17 protein-coding genes, 1 other RNA gene and 1 pseudogene are annotated in these 16974 nt (G+C 67.8%); 13 read left to right on the top strand and 6 right to left on the bottom strand.

The genetic code is table 11. The annotated features are described in order from the left end of the window. Nucleotides 1–6 precede the first annotated feature (6 nt). The 3 genes from EA796_RS08930 to EA796_RS08920 all read right to left on the bottom strand — a co-directional run bounded on the left by EA796_RS08930 (nucleotide 7) and on the right by EA796_RS08920 (nucleotide 3429). A complete protein-coding gene (locus tag EA796_RS08930; protein ID WP_256679192.1) occupies nucleotides 7–1179 on the bottom strand; it encodes a tetratricopeptide repeat protein in 1173 nt (390 codons plus the stop codon). A 236-nt stretch (nucleotides 1180–1415) separates the two neighbouring features. Next, nucleotides 1416–1694, bottom strand: a complete 279-nt coding sequence (locus tag EA796_RS08925; RefSeq protein ID WP_021443254.1) for an HU family DNA-binding protein — start codon at nucleotides 1692–1694, stop codon at nucleotides 1416–1418. 127 nt (nucleotides 1695–1821) lie between these two features. After that, nucleotides 1822–3429: a hypothetical protein gene (locus EA796_RS08920; protein WP_122108363.1), complete on the bottom strand. Its 1608-nt coding sequence runs from the start codon at nucleotides 3427–3429 to the stop codon at nucleotides 1822–1824. Between the two features lie 194 nt (nucleotides 3430–3623). On the opposite strand from EA796_RS08920, the pseudogene EA796_RS23685 reads away from it, so the two are divergent. The 3 genes and pseudogenes from EA796_RS23685 to ffs form a co-directional block, all read left to right on the top strand. Further along, a pseudogene (locus tag EA796_RS23685) lies at nucleotides 3624–4400 on the top strand (MCP four helix bundle domain-containing protein); the annotation flags it as partial. Between the two features lie 78 nt (nucleotides 4401–4478). After that, entirely contained in the window at nucleotides 4479–5258 is a 780-nt protein-coding gene (locus tag EA796_RS23680; RefSeq protein WP_371921464.1) for a methyl-accepting chemotaxis protein, read from the top strand. A gap of 102 nt (nucleotides 5259–5360) precedes the next feature. Next, nucleotides 5361–5457, top strand: an RNA gene (ffs, locus tag EA796_RS08910) — signal recognition particle sRNA small type. A 132-nt stretch (nucleotides 5458–5589) separates the two neighbouring features. Here ffs and EA796_RS08905 read toward each other — a convergent pair. Continuing rightward, nucleotides 5590–5877, bottom strand: coding sequence for a DUF3509 domain-containing protein (locus EA796_RS08905; RefSeq protein ID WP_021443251.1), 288 nt, complete (start codon nucleotides 5875–5877; stop codon nucleotides 5590–5592). Nucleotides 5878–5931: 54 nt separating this feature from the next. After that, nucleotides 5932–6153 (bottom strand): hypothetical protein, encoded by a 222-nt coding sequence (locus tag EA796_RS08900; RefSeq protein ID WP_021443250.1) that lies wholly within the window; start codon nucleotides 6151–6153, stop codon nucleotides 5932–5934. A gap of 455 nt (nucleotides 6154–6608) precedes the next feature. On the opposite strand from EA796_RS08900, the gene dnaX reads away from it, so the two are divergent. From dnaX to EA796_RS08875, 5 genes are all read left to right on the top strand, one after another. Continuing rightward, nucleotides 6609–8696 carry a DNA polymerase III subunit gamma/tau gene (dnaX, locus tag EA796_RS08895; RefSeq protein ID WP_122108361.1) on the top strand — a complete coding sequence of 696 codons (2088 nt, stop codon included), beginning with the start codon at nucleotides 6609–6611 and terminating at the stop codon, nucleotides 8694–8696. Between the two features lie 24 nt (nucleotides 8697–8720). Next, a complete protein-coding gene (locus EA796_RS08890) occupies nucleotides 8721–9047 on the top strand; it encodes a YbaB/EbfC family nucleoid-associated protein (protein WP_003240957.1) in 327 nt (108 codons plus the stop codon). A 236-nt stretch (nucleotides 9048–9283) separates the two neighbouring features. Next, entirely contained in the window at nucleotides 9284–9883 is a 600-nt protein-coding gene (recR, locus tag EA796_RS08885) for a recombination mediator RecR (RefSeq protein WP_021442697.1), read from the top strand. Nucleotides 9884–9912: 29 nt separating this feature from the next. Beyond that, a complete protein-coding gene (locus tag EA796_RS08880) occupies nucleotides 9913–10497 on the top strand; it encodes a DUF4157 domain-containing protein (protein ID WP_122108360.1) in 585 nt (194 codons plus the stop codon). A 67-nt stretch (nucleotides 10498–10564) separates the two neighbouring features. Further along, on the top strand, nucleotides 10565–11713 hold the full coding sequence (locus EA796_RS08875; protein WP_122108359.1) for an acyl-CoA dehydrogenase family protein: 1149 nt from the start codon (nucleotides 10565–10567) through the stop codon (nucleotides 11711–11713). A gap of 101 nt (nucleotides 11714–11814) precedes the next feature. On the opposite strand, the gene EA796_RS08870 is transcribed toward EA796_RS08875, so the two are convergent. Continuing rightward, entirely contained in the window at nucleotides 11815–12762 is a 948-nt protein-coding gene (locus tag EA796_RS08870) for an AraC family transcriptional regulator (RefSeq protein WP_021442700.1), read from the bottom strand. Between the two features lie 358 nt (nucleotides 12763–13120). Here EA796_RS08870 and EA796_RS23300 point away from each other — a divergent pair, with 358 nt between their 5' ends. From EA796_RS23300 to EA796_RS08850, 5 genes are all read left to right on the top strand, one after another. After that, nucleotides 13121–13267 carry a hypothetical protein gene (locus tag EA796_RS23300; RefSeq protein WP_178082549.1) on the top strand — a complete coding sequence of 49 codons (147 nt, stop codon included), beginning with the start codon at nucleotides 13121–13123 and terminating at the stop codon, nucleotides 13265–13267. Between the two features lie 20 nt (nucleotides 13268–13287). After that, nucleotides 13288–13587: an antibiotic biosynthesis monooxygenase gene (locus EA796_RS08865; protein WP_122108358.1), complete on the top strand. Its 300-nt coding sequence runs from the start codon at nucleotides 13288–13290 to the stop codon at nucleotides 13585–13587. A 118-nt stretch (nucleotides 13588–13705) separates the two neighbouring features. After that, nucleotides 13706–14995, top strand: a complete 1290-nt coding sequence (locus EA796_RS08860) for an FAD-binding oxidoreductase (protein ID WP_122108357.1) — start codon at nucleotides 13706–13708, stop codon at nucleotides 14993–14995. Nucleotides 14996–15008: 13 nt separating this feature from the next. After that, a complete protein-coding gene (locus tag EA796_RS08855; RefSeq protein WP_021442704.1) occupies nucleotides 15009–15566 on the top strand; it encodes a helix-turn-helix domain-containing protein in 558 nt (185 codons plus the stop codon). A 24-nt stretch (nucleotides 15567–15590) separates the two neighbouring features. Beyond that, nucleotides 15591–16931 (top strand): glutamine synthetase family protein, encoded by a 1341-nt coding sequence (locus tag EA796_RS08850; RefSeq protein WP_122108356.1) that lies wholly within the window; start codon nucleotides 15591–15593, stop codon nucleotides 16929–16931. Nucleotides 16932–16974 lie beyond the last annotated feature (43 nt).

The raw sequence follows: 16974 nt of genomic DNA, 5'->3' as shown, positions 1-16974 counted from the left end.
TAGCCATCAGCGCTGTTGCTCCAGGGTCCGGCGTACCCGCTGCTGAGCCTGGGCGATCTGCGCATCGTCGAGCTGCGCGCGCAGCTGCTGCAGCCTGGCTGCGGCGCGCGGCTCGCCGTTGTCCCGGGCCAGGCTCAGCCAGACATAGGCGGCCGCGGCATCGGGGGGCACGCCGCGGCCTTCGGCATACAGCTCGCCGAGCTGGTACTGCGCCGCGCCGCTGCCCTGGCGCGCGGCGCGCAGCAGCCAGTCGCGCGCCTTGCCGTTGTCGACGGCGATGCCCTCGCCGTGCAGGTAGAGCAGGCCGAGGGCGAGCTGCGCGTCGCGATGCCCCTGGCGCGCGGCCTGTTCGAAGCGTTGACGGGCCTTGCTCGGGTTCGGCGCGGCGCCCTGGCCGTGCTGGTGCATCCGCGCGCTCTGGTACTGGGCGCGCGCCAGGCCCTGCTCCGCGGCCTGCTCGAACCAGCTCAGGGCGCTGGCCGGGTTCTGCTCGATGCCCTGGCCGCGCAGATACAGCTCGCCGAGCTGGTAGCAGCCGTCGGGCGAACGCTCGGCGGCGCGGCGCGCCCAGTGCAGTGCCTCGGGGTAGTTCCCCAGGCTGCTGGCGATCACCGACAGGTTGTACTGCGCTTTGCCGTCGCCGGCTGCGGCCGGCCCCAGGCAGGCGTCGCGGGCCTGGCTGTAGTTCTTGATGGTGAACAGCAGGTAGCAGTCGTTGGCCTGCTGGCGGTCGATCCCAGGCGATACCGCCGGGGGGGCGACGCGAGGACGCGGTTGGGCGCTATTGACGGCGGGGCGCGGTGTCGCGCCTGGTCGGGCAGGCGGCAGCAGGGCGGCGAACTGTTCGATCTGTTCCTGGCAGGAGTCGCCATAGCTGGCGCGCATCTGTTGCAGCGTGGCCGGGGTCTTGTCGCGTTCGGCGTAGCGACTGGCGACGCGCTGGCAGCGGCGCTGGCGCTCTTCCACCACCTGGCGCAGGTGCTCGGCGCGGCTGGCGTCGCTACCATGCTGGTCCAGGTAATGCGTCAGCGGGGCGATATAGGGCTGGTCGAACAGCTGCGCCAGTTCCCGGTCGTACTGCGCGTTGTTCTGCGAGGCGCCCCAGTTGCCCAGGCTCTGCGCCTGTTGGCTGATCAGCTCGCCGGTCTTGCTCAGCAGCTCGGCCGATCTGGCGAGCAAGCCGTCCTGGGCGGGCTGGCTCGAACAGCCGCTCAACCAGAGTAGGCAGAAAAGACAGGCGATCAGCGTGCGCACGGTTCCCCCCAACTTCACGGCTGCCGAGGTGGCGGGCAGCGTCTGCGTGCCGGCCTGTTCACTCTAGTCGAAAACCGCACAGGGTGATTGTGCGTGCACGCGGGGAGGGCGGAGGGGGCGGGAGTCGGCCGCGGCTGATGGCAGCCGCGGCCGGCGGGGACTCAGTTCAGCGCGTCGGTCAGCGCCTTGGCCGGTACCAGCTTGACCACCTTTTTCGCGGCGATCTCGATGGCCTTGCCGGTCTGCGGGTTGCGGCCGGTGCGTGCCGGGCGCTCGCTGACCTTCAGCTTGCCGACGCCGGGCAGGGTGATCTCGCCGTCGTTTTCCAGCGCGTCGCTGACAATTTCGCCCAGCTGATCGAGCAGGGCGCGTACCGAGGTCTTCGGCAGGTCGATGGCCTCGGCCAGGTCGCCGATCAGTTGGTCTTTGGTGATTGCCATGATGTAACTCCATTTTCGGGTGAGGGTTTCGGCCGCGGTGCCGGGCCTCTCTGGCCCGGGCGCTGTGGCCGAAAGCGGGGGAACGCTAGCACAAAAGCCGGCGCTCGGGCGCGGCGGTGAACTGGCATTAGTCGTCGGCTCCGGGCTGCTGGTTCCAGCGGGCGAGCAAAAAGCGCAGCTGGCCGCGGATGCCCGGCTCGCTGGCGCTGTCAAAGGGCAGGCGAATTTCCAGGCTGCCGTCGGCCTGCAGGGTGCCGCCGAGTGCCTGGTTGGCGGCATGCACGCCCTGGTTCTGCCAGGCGTGGTGCACCTGCCAGTCGCCGCCGGCGGCGCCGGGCGGGGTGATTTCCAGCACCAGGCTGTTGCGGAACAGGTAGCTGCCCTCGTAGTGCTGGTTGACCCAGAGTTTGCGCTCCACCTCGTAGTCCGGCACCCGCACGTTGAACGTCAGGGTGTAGGCCAGGCCCTTGCGCCGCTGGTTGACCCGCGCGCGGTCGGCGAGAAACAGGCTGCCGAGGTACAGCTTGCCGTGCTGCTTCGGCGCCTTGAGCCAGTGCTGGTGCGCCAGGCAGGCCACCGAGTCCTCCTCGGCGGTGCGCCGGCTGAGGTACCACAGCTTGCCGCGCGGCGCGGCGAGCACCTCGAACTGATACAGGGCGTTGACCGTCTGGCCCTGGGCCTCGGCCTTGCGCAGTTCCTTGGGCAGCACGATGGCGTCGACCTCGGCCCAGATGTCCACGCGCACGTCGCCGAACAGGAAACGGCTGAGGTTCTGGTAGGCCTCCTCGCTGTTGACTATGCCGAAGTAGCCGGAATGCGCGCGGTAGGCGAACGCCTTGGCGCAGGGCGCGCCCGGCTTGCCCTGGGCGTCGAGGCCGCACAGGGTGGCGTTGTCGATGCGCACCAGGCCGTCGCTGCCGTGGCCGGCGAAGGTGCGCGACAGGCCCAGGCCGGCCTCGTAGTCCAGGCGGTTGGTGCCGACCATGCAGAAGAAGCGCTTGGACGCAAAGCGCGTCTCGGGCAGCCAGTCGACCCGCTCGGTGGCCTGGTAGGCGGCCTCCAGGCCGAGGAAGCCGGCCAGGCGCTCGCGGTTGAAATTGCTGATGTCGCTCAGGCTCAGCCAGCTCGGCGGATTGATGCCGAGCAGGTCGATGCCGTTGTGCGGGGTGGCGTAGGTGAACACCTTGTCCACCAGCTTCGCCGCGCCCTTGGGGTCGAGCTTGGGGTTCTGCAGCAGGCCACGGCAGACCAGGCCGCCCATGGAGTGGGCGACCAGGTAGCAGCGAAAGTCCGCGGCGGCGATGGCGTTCTTCGGGTTGCCGCAGACCAGCTCGCGCACCTTGAGGATCAGCTCGCCGAGCTTGCCGGCGAACACCTCCAGGCTCGGCGTGCTGCCGATGCCGAGCAGGCGTGAGGCCTCGTCGTAGTAGCGGTAGACGATGATCGAACGGCTGCCCATGCGGTTGTCCGGGTTGGCCGCCCATTCCGGGTCGAGGATGTCGTAGCCGTCCTCGTACACGTCCTGGTAGCCGAACTCCGAGGCCAGGCGGATCACCGGCGACTCGAAGACGAACTTGCGCGGCTGACGCGTCTTCTCCGCCACCGCGCGGTACACGGTGGAGCCGAGGTTGAAACCGCAGAAGGGGTCGGCGCTGGTCTGGTCGATCTCGCCGGGCGTCATGGCGTAGCCGCGCACGTAGATGATCGGGTGGAAGGGGCTGTGCGGGTTGGCCATGGGCGCTCCTGAACGGGTGCGCGCGTGCCTCGGGACTGCTCATCAGGGCCGGACTGCGGGATGCGACGAGTTGCGCGGGGTGCCAGCCAAGGCTAGCCGAAAGCCGCGGCTTGTCGCGGCATTTGGTCGGCCGGGCGGTGCGCCGGTGCGCCTCGTCTAAGCTACTGGTACCTGGCTAGTACCGGAGTGCCATCATGTTGCGCGCCTTCGCCGACCTCGGCTTTCGCTGGAAAATCGCCTTGCCCATCCTGCTGCTGGCCGCCTTGCTGGTCACCATGGGCGTGCTCGGCATGCGCGGTATCGCCCAGGTGGCCGAATCCAGCACCACCCTGACCAACCGCCATCTGCCCGCCATCAGCCTGCTGCTCAACGCCGACCGCGACCTCTATCAGGCCTTCGTCGCCGAGCGCAGCCTGCTGGGCGAAGGCGCCAGCGCGCATGTCGCCGGGCTCAAGGCGGCCCATGCCGAGAACCTGCAGCAGGCCTACGACCGCGTGCACAGGTTCGCCGACATGCAGCCGGGCAGCGAGGCGCTGGCGCTGGTGGCCGAGTTCGACCGTGGTTTCGAGCGCTGGAAGGCCACCTCGCAGCGGGTGCTGGAACTGGCCGCCAGCGATCCGGACGGCGCCAGCCGGCTCAGCTTCGGCGACAGCGAGGCGCAGTTCGAGGCGGCGCGCACCGCCATCGACAAGCTCGGCGAGCTGGAAGATGGCGCCGCCAACGCGGTCGGCACCGCCGCCATCGCCCGCGGCGAGGCACTGGCCTGGCAGCAGGGGCTGATCATCGCCATCGGCCTGGGCGTGTGCCTGGTGCTGGTGCTGGGCTTTCCGCTGCTGGTGACCCGGCCGCTGCACAACCTGCTGTACCGCATCGAGCAGATCGCCGATGGCGACGGCGACCTGCGGGTGCGCCTCGACGTGCTGTCGAAGGACGAGCTGGGCAAGCTCAGCCATGCCTTCAACCGCTTTCTCGACAAGCTGCAGCCGCTGATCAAGGAAGTCGGCCGGGTCACCGGCGAGGTGGCCGACTCGGCGCAGAGCCTGGCCGGCATGGCCGCGGCCAACGATCGGCTGATCAGCAGCGAACATGCCGCGGTGGATCAGGTCAGCACCGCCGCCACCGAGATGAGCGCGGCGGTGCACGAGGTGGCGCGCAACGCGCAGAACGCCGCTGATGCCGCCCGCCATGCCGAGGTGCAGTCGCGCGAGGGCGCCGAGGTGGTCGGCGCCACCATCCATTCGATTCGCCAGCTGGCCCAGGAGGTGGAAAGCGCCTCCGACACCATCCAGACCCTGGAACAGGAAACCGCCAACATTGGCGCGGTGCTGGCGGTGATCAAGGGCATCGCCGAGCAGACCAACCTCCTGGCGCTCAATGCCGCCATCGAGGCGGCGCGGGCTGGCGAGCAGGGTCGTGGCTTCGCCGTGGTCGCCGACGAGGTGCGCGCCCTGGCGGCGCGCACCCAGGAATCGACCAAGGACATCCAGCAGATGATCGAGCGCCTGCAGGTCGGCGTGCAGAACGCGGTCAAGGCCACCCATTCGGGCAGCGCGCGGGCGCGGCAGAGCGTCGAACAGGCCGCCGGGGTCGACCAGGCGCTGAGCGTCACCGGCGATTCGGTGCAACGCATCAACGACATGGCCGCGCAGATCGCCACCGCCTGCGAGGAGCAGAGCAGCGTCACCGAGGAGATCGCGCGCAATATCAGCGATATCCGCGAGCTGTCCAACGAGGCGGCGCAGACCTCGGAGCAGAGCACCCGCGCCAGCCGACACCTGTCCGAGCTGTCCCATGGGCTGGCCCAGCTGGTGGGCCGTTTCCGTGTCTGAATAGGCAACCGACTAATCTAAGTGATTGAAGCGGTTGTAACTTTGCGTTTAGTCGCTACAATGGCGCGGCCCGTCGCCAGGCGGGCAGCGTTATGGTGGCCCTGCCGGTCCCCTCGCATTGATCAGCCGTGAACCCGGTCAGGCCCGGAAGGGAGCAGCCGCAGCGGTGACATCGAGTGCCGGGGTGTGGCTGGTGGGGTCCACCTCCAGTTTCTCCGGCGTCCGCCGGGTCTCCGCAATTCCTCCTCTTTATCAGCATCTGCCAGTGGCGGCGTTTTCCTGCGCGCAAGAAAAAGCCCGCGACGGGCGCGGGCTTTGCGGTCTGCGAGGCTCAGGCCAGGCGATAGCTGAGCACGCTGTCCTGTTCCTTGAGGGTCTTGCGCAGGTCGGCGGGGATATTGCCGGCGCGCACCGCCAGTTCCAGGCGGATTTCCTCCAGGCCCTGGGCGAAGGCGTCGCGGTCTTCGAGCTGGGGTTTGCCGAGCACGCGGCTGTAGACCGTGCTGTCGCTCTCGTCGAGCAGGGCGAGGACGATGCTGCCATCCGGGCGCGGCGGGCTGAAACTGGCGCGCAGCGGGCTGAACAGACGCTCGACGAGTTGCTGGTTGGTGAGTTCCATGACCTTACTCCATCCTGAGGGTGACACTCTGTGACCCGCGGAACCTGGGTAAGTTCAGGCGGTCAGCGACTGTTTGGTGCGCTCGATCACGCGCTGCAGCGATTCACCGCTGTACTGACCGGGGTACAGCCGCTGACTGTACTGGGCGATGCCGGCCTGGTTGACCAGGGTGAAGCTGAAGCTGCCCTTGCGAGTGGCCTGGATGCGGCAGTCGAAGGGCGCGAAGGCGCGGGTTAGGGTGCCAATGGCATCCTGAATCTGATGTTGAGTATTCATTTTTCTGGGTACTTCCTAAAAACAGCTGCGCGTCAGTGCGCGGAATATTGCTCCATGAGGTCGGCCTGCTATGGCCATTGGCATGAACCTGCTCGGAGCTTGATTAGCACGATAAAGTTCCGATGTTACGGTTCTTCAACGGGTCGGTACGTCGGAGGCAGGCAAAGCACTGCGCCAGGTGGCGAGTCGGCCTGATCAGTCAGCAGGTGGGATCGGGGAGGGCGGCAGCAGCGGCGTGCTACGCGTTGAACCGGGAAACCAGCGAGAGGGCGCGAGGCCCGAATGACTTACAGCGTGGTACGAACGCGGCGTATGGTAACGGCTTGGTCAAGAATTAGCCAGCGACATTTTTCCTCCGTGCCGCGCGCCAGAGGGCGGGCGCGGGCGGCGGATGCAATTTGCCGGTCGCTCCGCTAGGATTAGCCCACTTTGCTTTCCTCATACGACGGTTTTCCATGAGTTATCAGGTTCTTGCACGTAAATGGCGTCCGCGCTCGTTCCGCGAAATGGTCGGCCAGACCCATGTGCTCAAGGCCCTGATCAACGCCCTGGACAGCCAGCGCCTGCACCACGCCTACCTGTTCACCGGCACCCGCGGGGTGGGCAAGACCACCATCGCGCGGATCATCGCCAAGTGCCTGAACTGCGAGACCGGCATCAGCTCGACGCCCTGCGGCACCTGCTCGGTGTGCCGGGAGATCGACGAGGGGCGCTTCGTCGACCTGATCGAAGTGGACGCCGCCAGCCGCACCAAGGTCGAGGACACCCGCGAACTGCTCGACAACGTGCAGTATTCGCCGAGCCGCGGGCGCTTCAAGGTCTACCTGATCGACGAAGTGCACATGCTCTCCACCAGCTCGTTCAACGCCCTGTTGAAGACCTTGGAGGAGCCGCCGCCCCACGTCAAATTCCTCCTCGCCACCACCGACCCGCAGAAGCTGCCGGTCACTGTGCTGTCGCGCTGCCTGCAGTTCTCGCTGAAGAACATGCCGCCGGAGCGGGTGGTCGAGCATCTGACTCACGTACTGACTGCCGAGAACGTGCCGTTCGAGGACGACGCGCTGTGGCTGCTCGGCCGCGCCGCCGACGGCTCGATGCGCGACGCCATGAGCCTGACCGACCAGGCCATCGCCTTCGGCGAGGGCAAGGTGCTGGCCGCCGACGTGCGCGCCATGCTCGGTACCCTGGATCACGGCCAGGTCTACGGCGTGCTGCATGCGCTGATCGAGGGCGATGCGCGGGGCGTGATCGAGGCGGTGCGTCACCTGGCCGAACAGGGCCCCGACTGGAACGGCGTGCTGGCCGAGATGCTCAACGTGCTGCACCGCGTGGCCATCGCCCAGGCCCTGCCGGAGGCAGTGGACAATGGCCAGGGCGACCGCGAGCGGGTGTTGCAGCTGGCCCAGGCGCTGCCCGCCGAAGACGTGCAGTTCTATTACCAGATGGGCCTGATCGGCCGTCGCGACCTGCCGCTGGCGCCGGATCCACGCGGCGGCTTCGAGATGGTGCTGTTGCGCATGCTGGCCTTCCGTCCAGCCGATGCCGACGATGCACCGAGGGTGACGCTAAAGCCCTTGGGGATCAGCCAGGCCACTGCTGATTCCCAACCAAGCCCAGTGGCCGGCCCCGCTATGGCGGCGCCGGCTGCCGTCATTGCCGCCGCGCCTGCCGCAGCCGTTGTCAGCGCGCCGGCGCCCATCGCGCCGGCACCGGTGATCGCGGCCCCGCCGGTAGCAGCGCCGCTGCCTGTTGCCGAGCCCGAGCCGATTCAGCCGCCGAGCCCAGCGATCGGCGCCACGCCGCCCGCCGAGCCTGAGCCCGAGCCAGCTGCCGCGGCAAGCGACCTGCCCTGGGAAGCGCCGGCGCTTGCCGCACCGGCCAGCGAACCTATGCCCTCTGCGCCCCTGGTCGAGCCAGTGGCGGCCGTTGCGGCCGCCGAAGCGCTGGTCGAGGCAGCGCCAGCGGCAACTCCGCCTGCCCCGGCCGAGCCACCCGCGGCAGGCGCAGCGGAGGGCGACGAGGACGAGCCGCCGCTCGGCGATTACGACTATGTGGAAATGGACGCCGAGACGCTGGATTACGATTTCGGCCAGGCCGAGGTCGCGGCGCCGGCCGCCGCCGAACCCCTGCCCGCAGCCAAGCCGGCTACCGGCCTGGCCGCCGAGTGGCTGGCGCTGTTCCCGCAGCTCGGCCTGGGCGGCATGACCGGCAGCATCGCCGCCAACTGCACGCTGATCGAGGCCAACGGTGACGATTGGCTGCTGCACCTGGATCCGGCGCACAGCGCGCTGTTCAACCCGACCCAGCAGCGCCGCCTCAATGACGCGCTGAACCAGCAGCAGGGGCGCAGCATCAAATTGCGCATCGAGCTGCGCAAGCCCGAGCAGGAAACCCCGGCGCAGGCCGCCGCGCGTCGCCGCGCCGAGCGTCAGCGCAGCGCCGAGGCGTCGATCCAGGCCGACCCGCTGGTGCAACAGATGATCCAGCAGTTCGCCGCCAAGGTGCGCGACGGCAGCATCGAGCCCATCGACACCCCCAGTTAACCCCCGAACACCGAGGATACCGAGATGATGAAAGGTGGCATGGCCGGCCTGATGAAGCAGGCCCAGCAGATGCAGGAAAAGATGCAGAAGATGCAGGAAGAACTGGCCAACGCCGAAGTCACCGGCCAGTCCGGCGCCGGCCTGGTCAGCGTGGTGATGACCGGTCGCCACGACGTCAAGCGCATCACCCTGGACGACAGCCTGATGCAGGAAGACAAGGAAGTGCTCGAAGACCTGATCGCCGCCGCGGTCAACGACGCGGTGCGCAAGGTCGAGCAGAACAGCCAGGAGAAGATGGCCGGCATGACCGCAGGCATGCAGCTGCCCCCCGGCTTCAAAATGCCTTTCTGAGCATGTGACGCCCAGCCGGCACGCATTACTGCGTTGCGAAAGGCCCCGAGCATCCTCATTTACAGACGTAAACTCCGGTGCTCGGGGCCTTTCGCGCCTTGTACTGCATACCGTCTGATCGCCCCCGTGGCGGCGGTTGGATCAAATGCGCCAAGTGTGTAGCCCGGATGCAATCCGGGAATGCCCAGTGACATCTTTCCCGGATTGCATCCGGGCTACGAACCTGTAGGAACCCCATGAGCTTCAGCCCCCTGATCCGTCAACTGATCGACTCCCTGCGCATCCTCCCCGGGGTGGGACAGAAGACCGCCCAGCGCATGGCCCTGCAGCTGCTCGAACGCGACCGCAGCGGCGGCCTGCGCCTGGCCCAGGCGCTGAATGCGGCGATGGAAGGGGTCGGCCACTGCAAGCGCTGCCGCAGCCTGAGCGAGGACGAGCTGTGCCAGCTGTGCCTCGACGAGCGCCGCGACGACAGCCTGCTGTGCGTGGTGGAAGGGCCGATGGACGTGCATGCGGTGGAGCACACCGGCTATCGCGGCCGCTACTTCGTGCTCAAGGGCCATCTGTCGCCGCTCGACGGTTTGGGCCCGGAGGCCATCGGCATCCCCGAACTGCTCGAGCGCATCGCCGCCGGCAGCTTCAGCGAAGTGATCCTGGCCACCAACCCGACGGTGGAAGGCGAGGCCACGGCCCACTACATCGCCCAGTTGCTGGCCGGCAAGGGGCTGGTCGCCTCGCGCATCGCCCACGGCATGCCGCTGGGCGGCGAGCTGGAACTGGTCGATGGCGGCACCCTGGCTCACGCGCTGGCCGGACGCCGGCCGATCAGCCTCTGATCAGCCGTAGTCTCTGGCGTCTCTCTGCCATGCCCACGATCGCCGCCGCCCTGCGCCTTGTCGCCCTGCTGCTGGTGTTCGGAGCGCCGCTTGCCGCACAGGCCCAATGTCCGAGCGGGCAGGTGCAGGTCTGCCTGGGTGGCTCCTGCCTGTGCGTGCCCGATCCGGTTCGGCTGCATGAGGACGGCCTGAACCTGGCGGCGACACGACTCGAGGCCTGGCTGCTGCAGTCGCGTCAGGCGGCGCTGCGGGCTGGCACCGAGCCGCTACCGCTGATGATCCGCGCGCAGCTCGCACCTTTCTACGACGCCGCGTTGCTGGACGAAGTGCGCTTTCGCGTGGGCATCACCGAGGAGATGGACGCCGCCACCCTCATGCTGCAGAACCCGGACGTGCAGGCCGTGACCCTGGTCGATGTGGTGGTGTTTCGCAGCGACCAGGCCGCCGAGCACGACGTGGCGCTCTGGGCCCATGAGCTGTGGCATGTGCAGCAGTATCGCGACTGGGGCAGCGATGGCTTCGCCCAGCGTTACACCCGCGATTTCCAGTCCGTGGAAGGGCCGGCCTACGAGATGCAGGCGCGGGTCAGGAGGGCCTTGCGCGAGCAGAAATAAAACGCTCGCTTGAAAACCAAGCAAGCGCTAGGTTAGGGTGGCCGAAACAATAACGGGAGAACCCCGCATGGCCGCCCCGCAGTCGTACTTCGATGATTCCCACCAACTGATCCGCGATTCGGTGCGGCGCTTCGTCGAACGCGAGATCCTGCCGCATATCGATGACTGGGAGGAGGCCGAGGAGTTTCCCCGCGAGCTGTATCTCAAGGCCGGCGCGGCGGGCATCCTCGGTATCGGCTACCCGGAGCAGTATGGCGGCAGCCACGAGGGCGATGTATTCGCCAAGGTGGCGGCCAGCGAGGAGCTGATGCGTTGCGGCTCCGGCGGTCTGGTGGCCGGGCTCGGCTCGCTGGATATCGGCCTGCCGCCGGTGCTCAAGTGGGCCAGGCCGGCGTTGCGCGAGCGGGTGGTGCCGCAGGTGCTGGCCGGCGAGAAGATCATGGCGCTGGCGGTGACCGAGCCGTCCGGCGGCTCCGACGTGGCCAACCTCAAGACCCGCGCGGTGCGCGACGGCGATTGCTACCGGGTGAGCGGCAGCAAGACCTTCATCACCAGCGGCGTGCGCGCCGATTACTACACGGTGGCGGTGCGTACCGGCGGCGAGGGCTTCGGCGGCGTCAGTCTGCTGCTGATCGAGCAGGGCACGCCGGGTTTTTCCGTCGGGCGCAAGCTGAAGAAGATGGGCTGGTGGGCCTCGGACACCGCCGAGCTGTTCTTCGACGACTGCCGGGTGCCGGCGGAAAACCTGATCGGCGCGGAGAATGCCGGGTTCGCCTGCATCATGGCCAACTTCCAGAGCGAGCGTCTGAGCCTGGCGATCATGGCCAACATGACCGCGCAGCTGGCGCTGGAGGAATCGCTGCGTTGGGCGCGCGAGCGCCAGGCGTTCGGCAAGCCGCTGGGCAAGTTCCAGGTGCTCAAGCACCGCCTGGCCGAGATGGCCACCCAGCTGGAGGTGTCGCGCGAATTCACCTACCGCCAGGCGGCGCAGATGGCCGCGGGCCGCAGCGTGATCAAGGAAATCTCCATGGCCAAGAACTTCGCCACCGATATCGCCGACCGCCTCACCTACGACGCGGTGCAGATCCTCGGGGGCATGGGCTACATGCGTGAGAGCCTGGTGGAGCGGCTGTACCGCGACAACCGCATTCTCTCCATCGGCGGCGGCACGCGCGAGATCATGAACGAGATCATCGCCAAGCAGATGGGGCTGTAGAACCTGCCGTGGGAGGGGCTTTAGCGGCGATCATCCTTTAAGAAAGGGTGGAAAAGCTCGCCGCTGAAGCGCCTCCCACGGGGCATGGTCCTGCGCGGTTATCAGGACGCCGCCTGGCTCTGCGCCGCCTGGCGCAGGCGGGCGATGTCGCGCTGCGGCGGCGAGCCGAACAGGCGGCTGTATTCGCGGCTGAACTGCGACGGGCTCTCGTAGCCGACGCGGTAGCTGGCCGCCGCCGCCTCCAGGTTGTCGCACAGCATCAGTCGGCGCGCTTCCTGCAGGCGCAGCTGCTTTTGGTACTGCAGCGGGCTGAAGGCGGTGACCGCCTTGAAGCGGTGATGCAGGGTCGATGGGCTGAGGTTGACCTCGCGCGCCAGCTCCTCGATGCGCAGCGGCTGATCGAAGTTCTTGCGCAACCATTCGATGGCGCGCGAGATGCGCTGGCTCTGGCTGTCGGCGATGACCACCTCGTGCAGGCGATGGCCCTGCGGGCTGAGCAGCATGCGGTAGAAGATCTCGCGCAGCGCCAGCGGCGCCAGCATGGCGATGTCGCGCGGGGTTTCCAGCAGGCGCAGCAGGCGGATCACCGCGTCCAGCAGGCGCGGGTCGAGGCGATCGAGAAACAGTGCGCGTTGCGAGGCGGCATCGGGGGGCGCGATAGGCGGCATCTCGGTGAGCAGGCTGCTGATCAGCGCCGGATCGATTTCCAACGCCAGGCTCAGGTAGGGCCGCTGCGGGCTGGCCTCGATCACCCGACCGGTCACCGGCAGCACCACCGAGGCCACCAGGTAGTTCAGCGGATCGTAGACATAGAGCTCGTCTCCCAGACGGATCTCCTTGCTGCCCTGCGCGATGATGCACAGGCAGGGGTCGTACACCGTCTGCATCGGCAGGCTGGGCGTGGTGGCCCGCGCCAGTTTCAGGCCGGGAATGGCGGTGACATGCACCCCGTCTTCGGGCACGAAGCGTTCGACCAGGCGCGCCAGTTCATGGCTGAGTTCGGCCAGCGGGGTCTCGAGCGCGCTGGTGCTGTGCGTGGGTGACTGCATGGCAAATCTCCTGAGGAAGCGTGAAGCCTAGCCAGGTTTTTCAGGCAAGTCATGAGGGGTGGCAGGATTAGGCAAATATTCGCCAGGAATGGGCAAATCGCCGATGAAACAAGGTGTTTCATCCATGGCGTTAACTCCTGTCGATTTATCTTCGGTCAAATTGTCTTGGCAGTTTTAGGCAAGAATTGGCCAGTAATCGACTAACGCTCGCACGCCGGCCGACCTAATCTCTGCAGGCATCGCCGATTGCCCTGCCGTCAGCGCCGACAGAGGCAAGCCACTGCGCCAATTCAGCGGCAGTCGCGCTATCGCCCGCTGATCGGTGATTGGGCCCCATTCGCCACAAGGAGGACAGGCCATGTCCAGCAAATGGCTGCTCGCGCCCCTGACCCTGCTGCTACTCGCCACCGCCTGGCTCGATTCGCGGGCCGGCGACTGCGCGCCGTTCGGCGAGCCCGACGCCGCGCCCCACGTGCTGCAGCGCAACGCCGCGGGCCTGTACTGAATGCATTCCAGGAGGTTGTCATGTGCATCGTTCACCGTATGACCTTGCGCGCCCGCCAGCGCCGTTCGGCGCAACTGGGCCAATGCCTGGCCCGGCTCGATGGCGTCGGCATCGATGGATCGGGCTGCCTGGAGCTGCGGATTTTCCCGCTGGCCGGCGATGCCCTGGGCTGGCAGGTGGAGGGGCGCTGGCGTTCGGTCGCGGCGCGGGACGCCTTTCTCGCCGGCGAAACCTTGCGCGGCGTGCTGGCCGAGGCCATCGGCGCAGACCTGATCGCCAGCCTCGAATGCGCGCTGGAGCCACTGCAACAGGTGGCCTGAGGCGTTGGCCGTGTCCGCGGCGTGTTGGGGCGAGGGCGGCAGAGGCACGGCTTGCCTTTGTGAATTTATAGGCGTAGATTTTCATGAAATTACAAATTGATAATTTCATGAGGCGCCCATGTTCCGCCACGCCAGCCAGCACGTCGACAGCTATTACGCCCACAGTTGCGCCGATCGCCTGAGCGAGCATGCGCCGCTGCAGGGCGAGCAGCGCTGCGAGGTGCTGGTGATCGGCGGCGGTTTCAGCGGCCTGCACACGGCGCTGCGCCTGGCCGAGGCGGGCAAGCGGGTGATCCTGCTGGAGGCCAGCCGGGTGGCCTGGGCTGCGTCCGGGCGTAACGGCGGCCAGGCGATTCTCGGCTGGTCCTGCGATATGCCGCCGCTGGAACGAGCCCTCGGTCTCGAACGCGCCCGCCGGCTGTGGGACGGCATGGCCTGGGCCGCCGGCGAGCTGCGCGAGCTGCCGCAGCGCCACGGCTTCGACTGCGACTACCGCCGCGGCCACCTGTGGACCGCGGTGCTGCCGCGGCGGGTGGCGTTGCTGCACGAATGGCAGGAGGAGGCCGCGCGCAAGTGGGGCCATCGCACGCTGCAGTTCGTCTCCCGCGAGCAGATGCCGGAGTGGGTCGCCAGCGAGCGCTACCAGGCCGGGCTCTTCGATCCCGAGGCCGGCCACCTCAATCCGCTCAAGCTGGCCCTGGGCCTGGCCGAAGCCTTCGTCCGCGCCGGTGGGCGGCTCCATGAGCAGAGCCGCGCGCTGAGCCAGCAGGCGCATGCCGGGGGCTACCTCGTGCGTACCGCGCAGGGCAGTGTGCAGGCCGAGCAACTGGTGCTGGCCTGCAACAGTTATATCGACAGCCTGGAGCCGCGTCTGGCCCGGCGCATCCTGCCGGTGGGCACCTACCAGATCGCCACCGCGCCGCTCGGCGCCGAACGCGCCGCGGCGCTGCTGCCGCGCAACGCCTGCGTCACCGACAACCAGTTCGTGCTCGATTATTTCCGCCGCACTCCCGACCACCGCCTGCTGTTCGGCGGCGGCTGCACCTACCTGGGCGGCCTGCCGCAGGACATGGCGGCGGCCACCCGGCCGTTCCTCGAACGGGTGTTCCCGCAGCTGGCCGGCGTGGCCATCGACTTCGCCTGGGGCGGGCATATCGACGTGACCCGCGCGCGCACCCCGGATATCGGCGGCGAGAACGGCCGCTACTGGCTGCAGGGCTACTCCGGCCACGGCGTGTTGCCGACCCTGGCGGCTGCGCGGGCGGTGAGCGACGCCATCCTCGGCCAGCCCGACGAGCTGGCGCTGTACCAGCAGCTGCGCAATCCGGCGTTTCCTTTCGGCGAGCGCCTGGCCGCGCCGCTGGAGGCCATCGGTAAGGCCTGGTATCGACTGCGTGACTATTTCTGATTACGAGGCGGCGATGGACAAGCACGAAGAAATGGCCGCCCTGGCCATCCTCATCCACGACCTGCGCAAGCACAAGAAGGTCACCCTGAACGAGCTGGCCGAACGTATCGGCCGTTCGGTGGGCTTCCTGTCCCAGGTCGAGCGCGGCCTGTCGCGGCCGACCGTGGCCGACCTGACCGCCATCAGCGAGGCGCTCGACGTGCCCACCACCTATTTCTACAACCTGCCCAGGCCCAAGGCGCTGGACTGGGTGACCCGCCCGGACGAGCGGCGCACCCTGTATTTCGCCGGCGGCATCACCGACATCATGGCCTCGCCGACCCTGCAGGGCGCCTTCACCCTGCTCGAAAGCCTGCTCGAACCCGGCGCCAGCAGCGGCGAGCGGCAGATGAGCGACCGCTCGGAGCAGGGCGGTTACGTACTCGAAGGCCAGCTTACGCTGTGGCTGGGCGAGGACGAAAGCGGCGCCACCCTGCATGCCGGCGACGCCTTCCAGGTGCCGAGCTATGCACGCCTGCGCTACGCCAACCTGGGCGACACCCCGACGCGGGTGCTGTGGATTTACACCTGATTCTGCGACGTGGACACAACAACAATGACTACCGATGCACTGCTCGATGAAGTTCGCCAGTTCCGCCAGGCCCACCCCGAGGTGCGCTTCGTCGACCTGATCTGCCTGGACATCCCCGGGCATTTCTATGGCAAGCGCTACCCCGTGGAAATGCTGGAAAAGGTCGCTGCCGGCAGCGTCCTCAAGCTGCCGCAGAACTGCGTGCTGCTCGGCGCCCAGGGCGGGCTCTACGAGATCGGCGACTACTGCTTCCACGACGGCGACCCGGACGCGCCGCGGCGGCTGATCCCCGGCACGCTCAAGCCGGTGAACTGGGAGCGCCAGCCGCTGGGGCAGATGCTGATCAGCTCCGACGGCACCGAAGCGCCCATCGAGTTCGAGCCGCGCGAGGTGCTGGCGCGGGTGGTGCAGCGTCTGGCCGCACGCGGCATTCGCCCGGTGGTGGCCTTCGAGCTGGAGTTCTACCTGTTCGACAAGGCGCTCAAGGATGGCCTGCCGCAGTTCCCCCACGACGACCTGAGCGGCGATGCCGACGATCAGCCGAACATGCATATCGAGCGGCTGTCGCGTTTCGCCGAAGTGCTCGGCGACATCACCGAGACCGCGCGCCTGCAGGGCATCGACGCCACGGTGATCACCGCCGAGCTGGGCCCGGGGCAGTTCGAGATCAACTTCGGCCACAACGCCGATCCGCTGCAGGCCGCCGACTGGTCGGCGCTGTTCTGCCGGCTGACCCGCGGCGTGGCGCTGAAGTACGGCCATCGCGCCAGTTTCATGGCCAAGCCCTACCTGCAGCATCCGGGTAGCGGCATGCACGTGCACGTCAGTCTGTACGACGAGGCCGGCGACAACCTGCTGGCGCGCGACGCGCAGCGCCCGTTGCGCCATGCCGTGGCCGGCTGCTTGCAGCTGCTGCCGCAGCTGATGCCGATCTACGCGCCGAACCACAACAGCTACCGCCGCTTCGGCGCCATGGTCAATTCGGCCAGCCGCGCCAGCTGGGGCTTCGAGGATCGCGACGCCTGCGTGCGCATCCCCGAGTCGGATGCGCGCAACCTGCGCCTGGAGTTCCGTCTGCCCGGCGCCGATGCCAACCCCTATCTGGTGCTGGCGGCGCTCCTGACCAGCATTGAGCAGGGCCTGGAGGCGCAGGCCGAGCCCATCGCCCCGCTCAACGACGACCGCGCCAGCGGCGTGGACTTTCCCAAGGACATGCTCGAAGCGGTGCGCCGCATGCAGGCCAGCGAGCGGGTCGCCGCCGGCCTCGGCAGCGAGTTCGTCATGGTCTATTGCGAGAACAAACGCCAGGATCACCTGGCCTTTATGCACGACATCAACCCGCGCGAATATCGCTGGTATCTGTAAGGAGGCGCCATGCACAACCCGAAAACCGCCCAGTGGCAGGCCA

Origin of the sequence: Pseudomonas sp. AOB-7 (genome assembly GCF_003696305.1) — a bacterium.
Taxonomy (GTDB): Bacteria; Pseudomonadota; Gammaproteobacteria; order Pseudomonadales; family Pseudomonadaceae; genus Aquipseudomonas.
The sequence above is the reverse complement of the archived record's forward strand: the minus strand, read 5'-3'. Positions and strand labels throughout refer to the sequence as shown.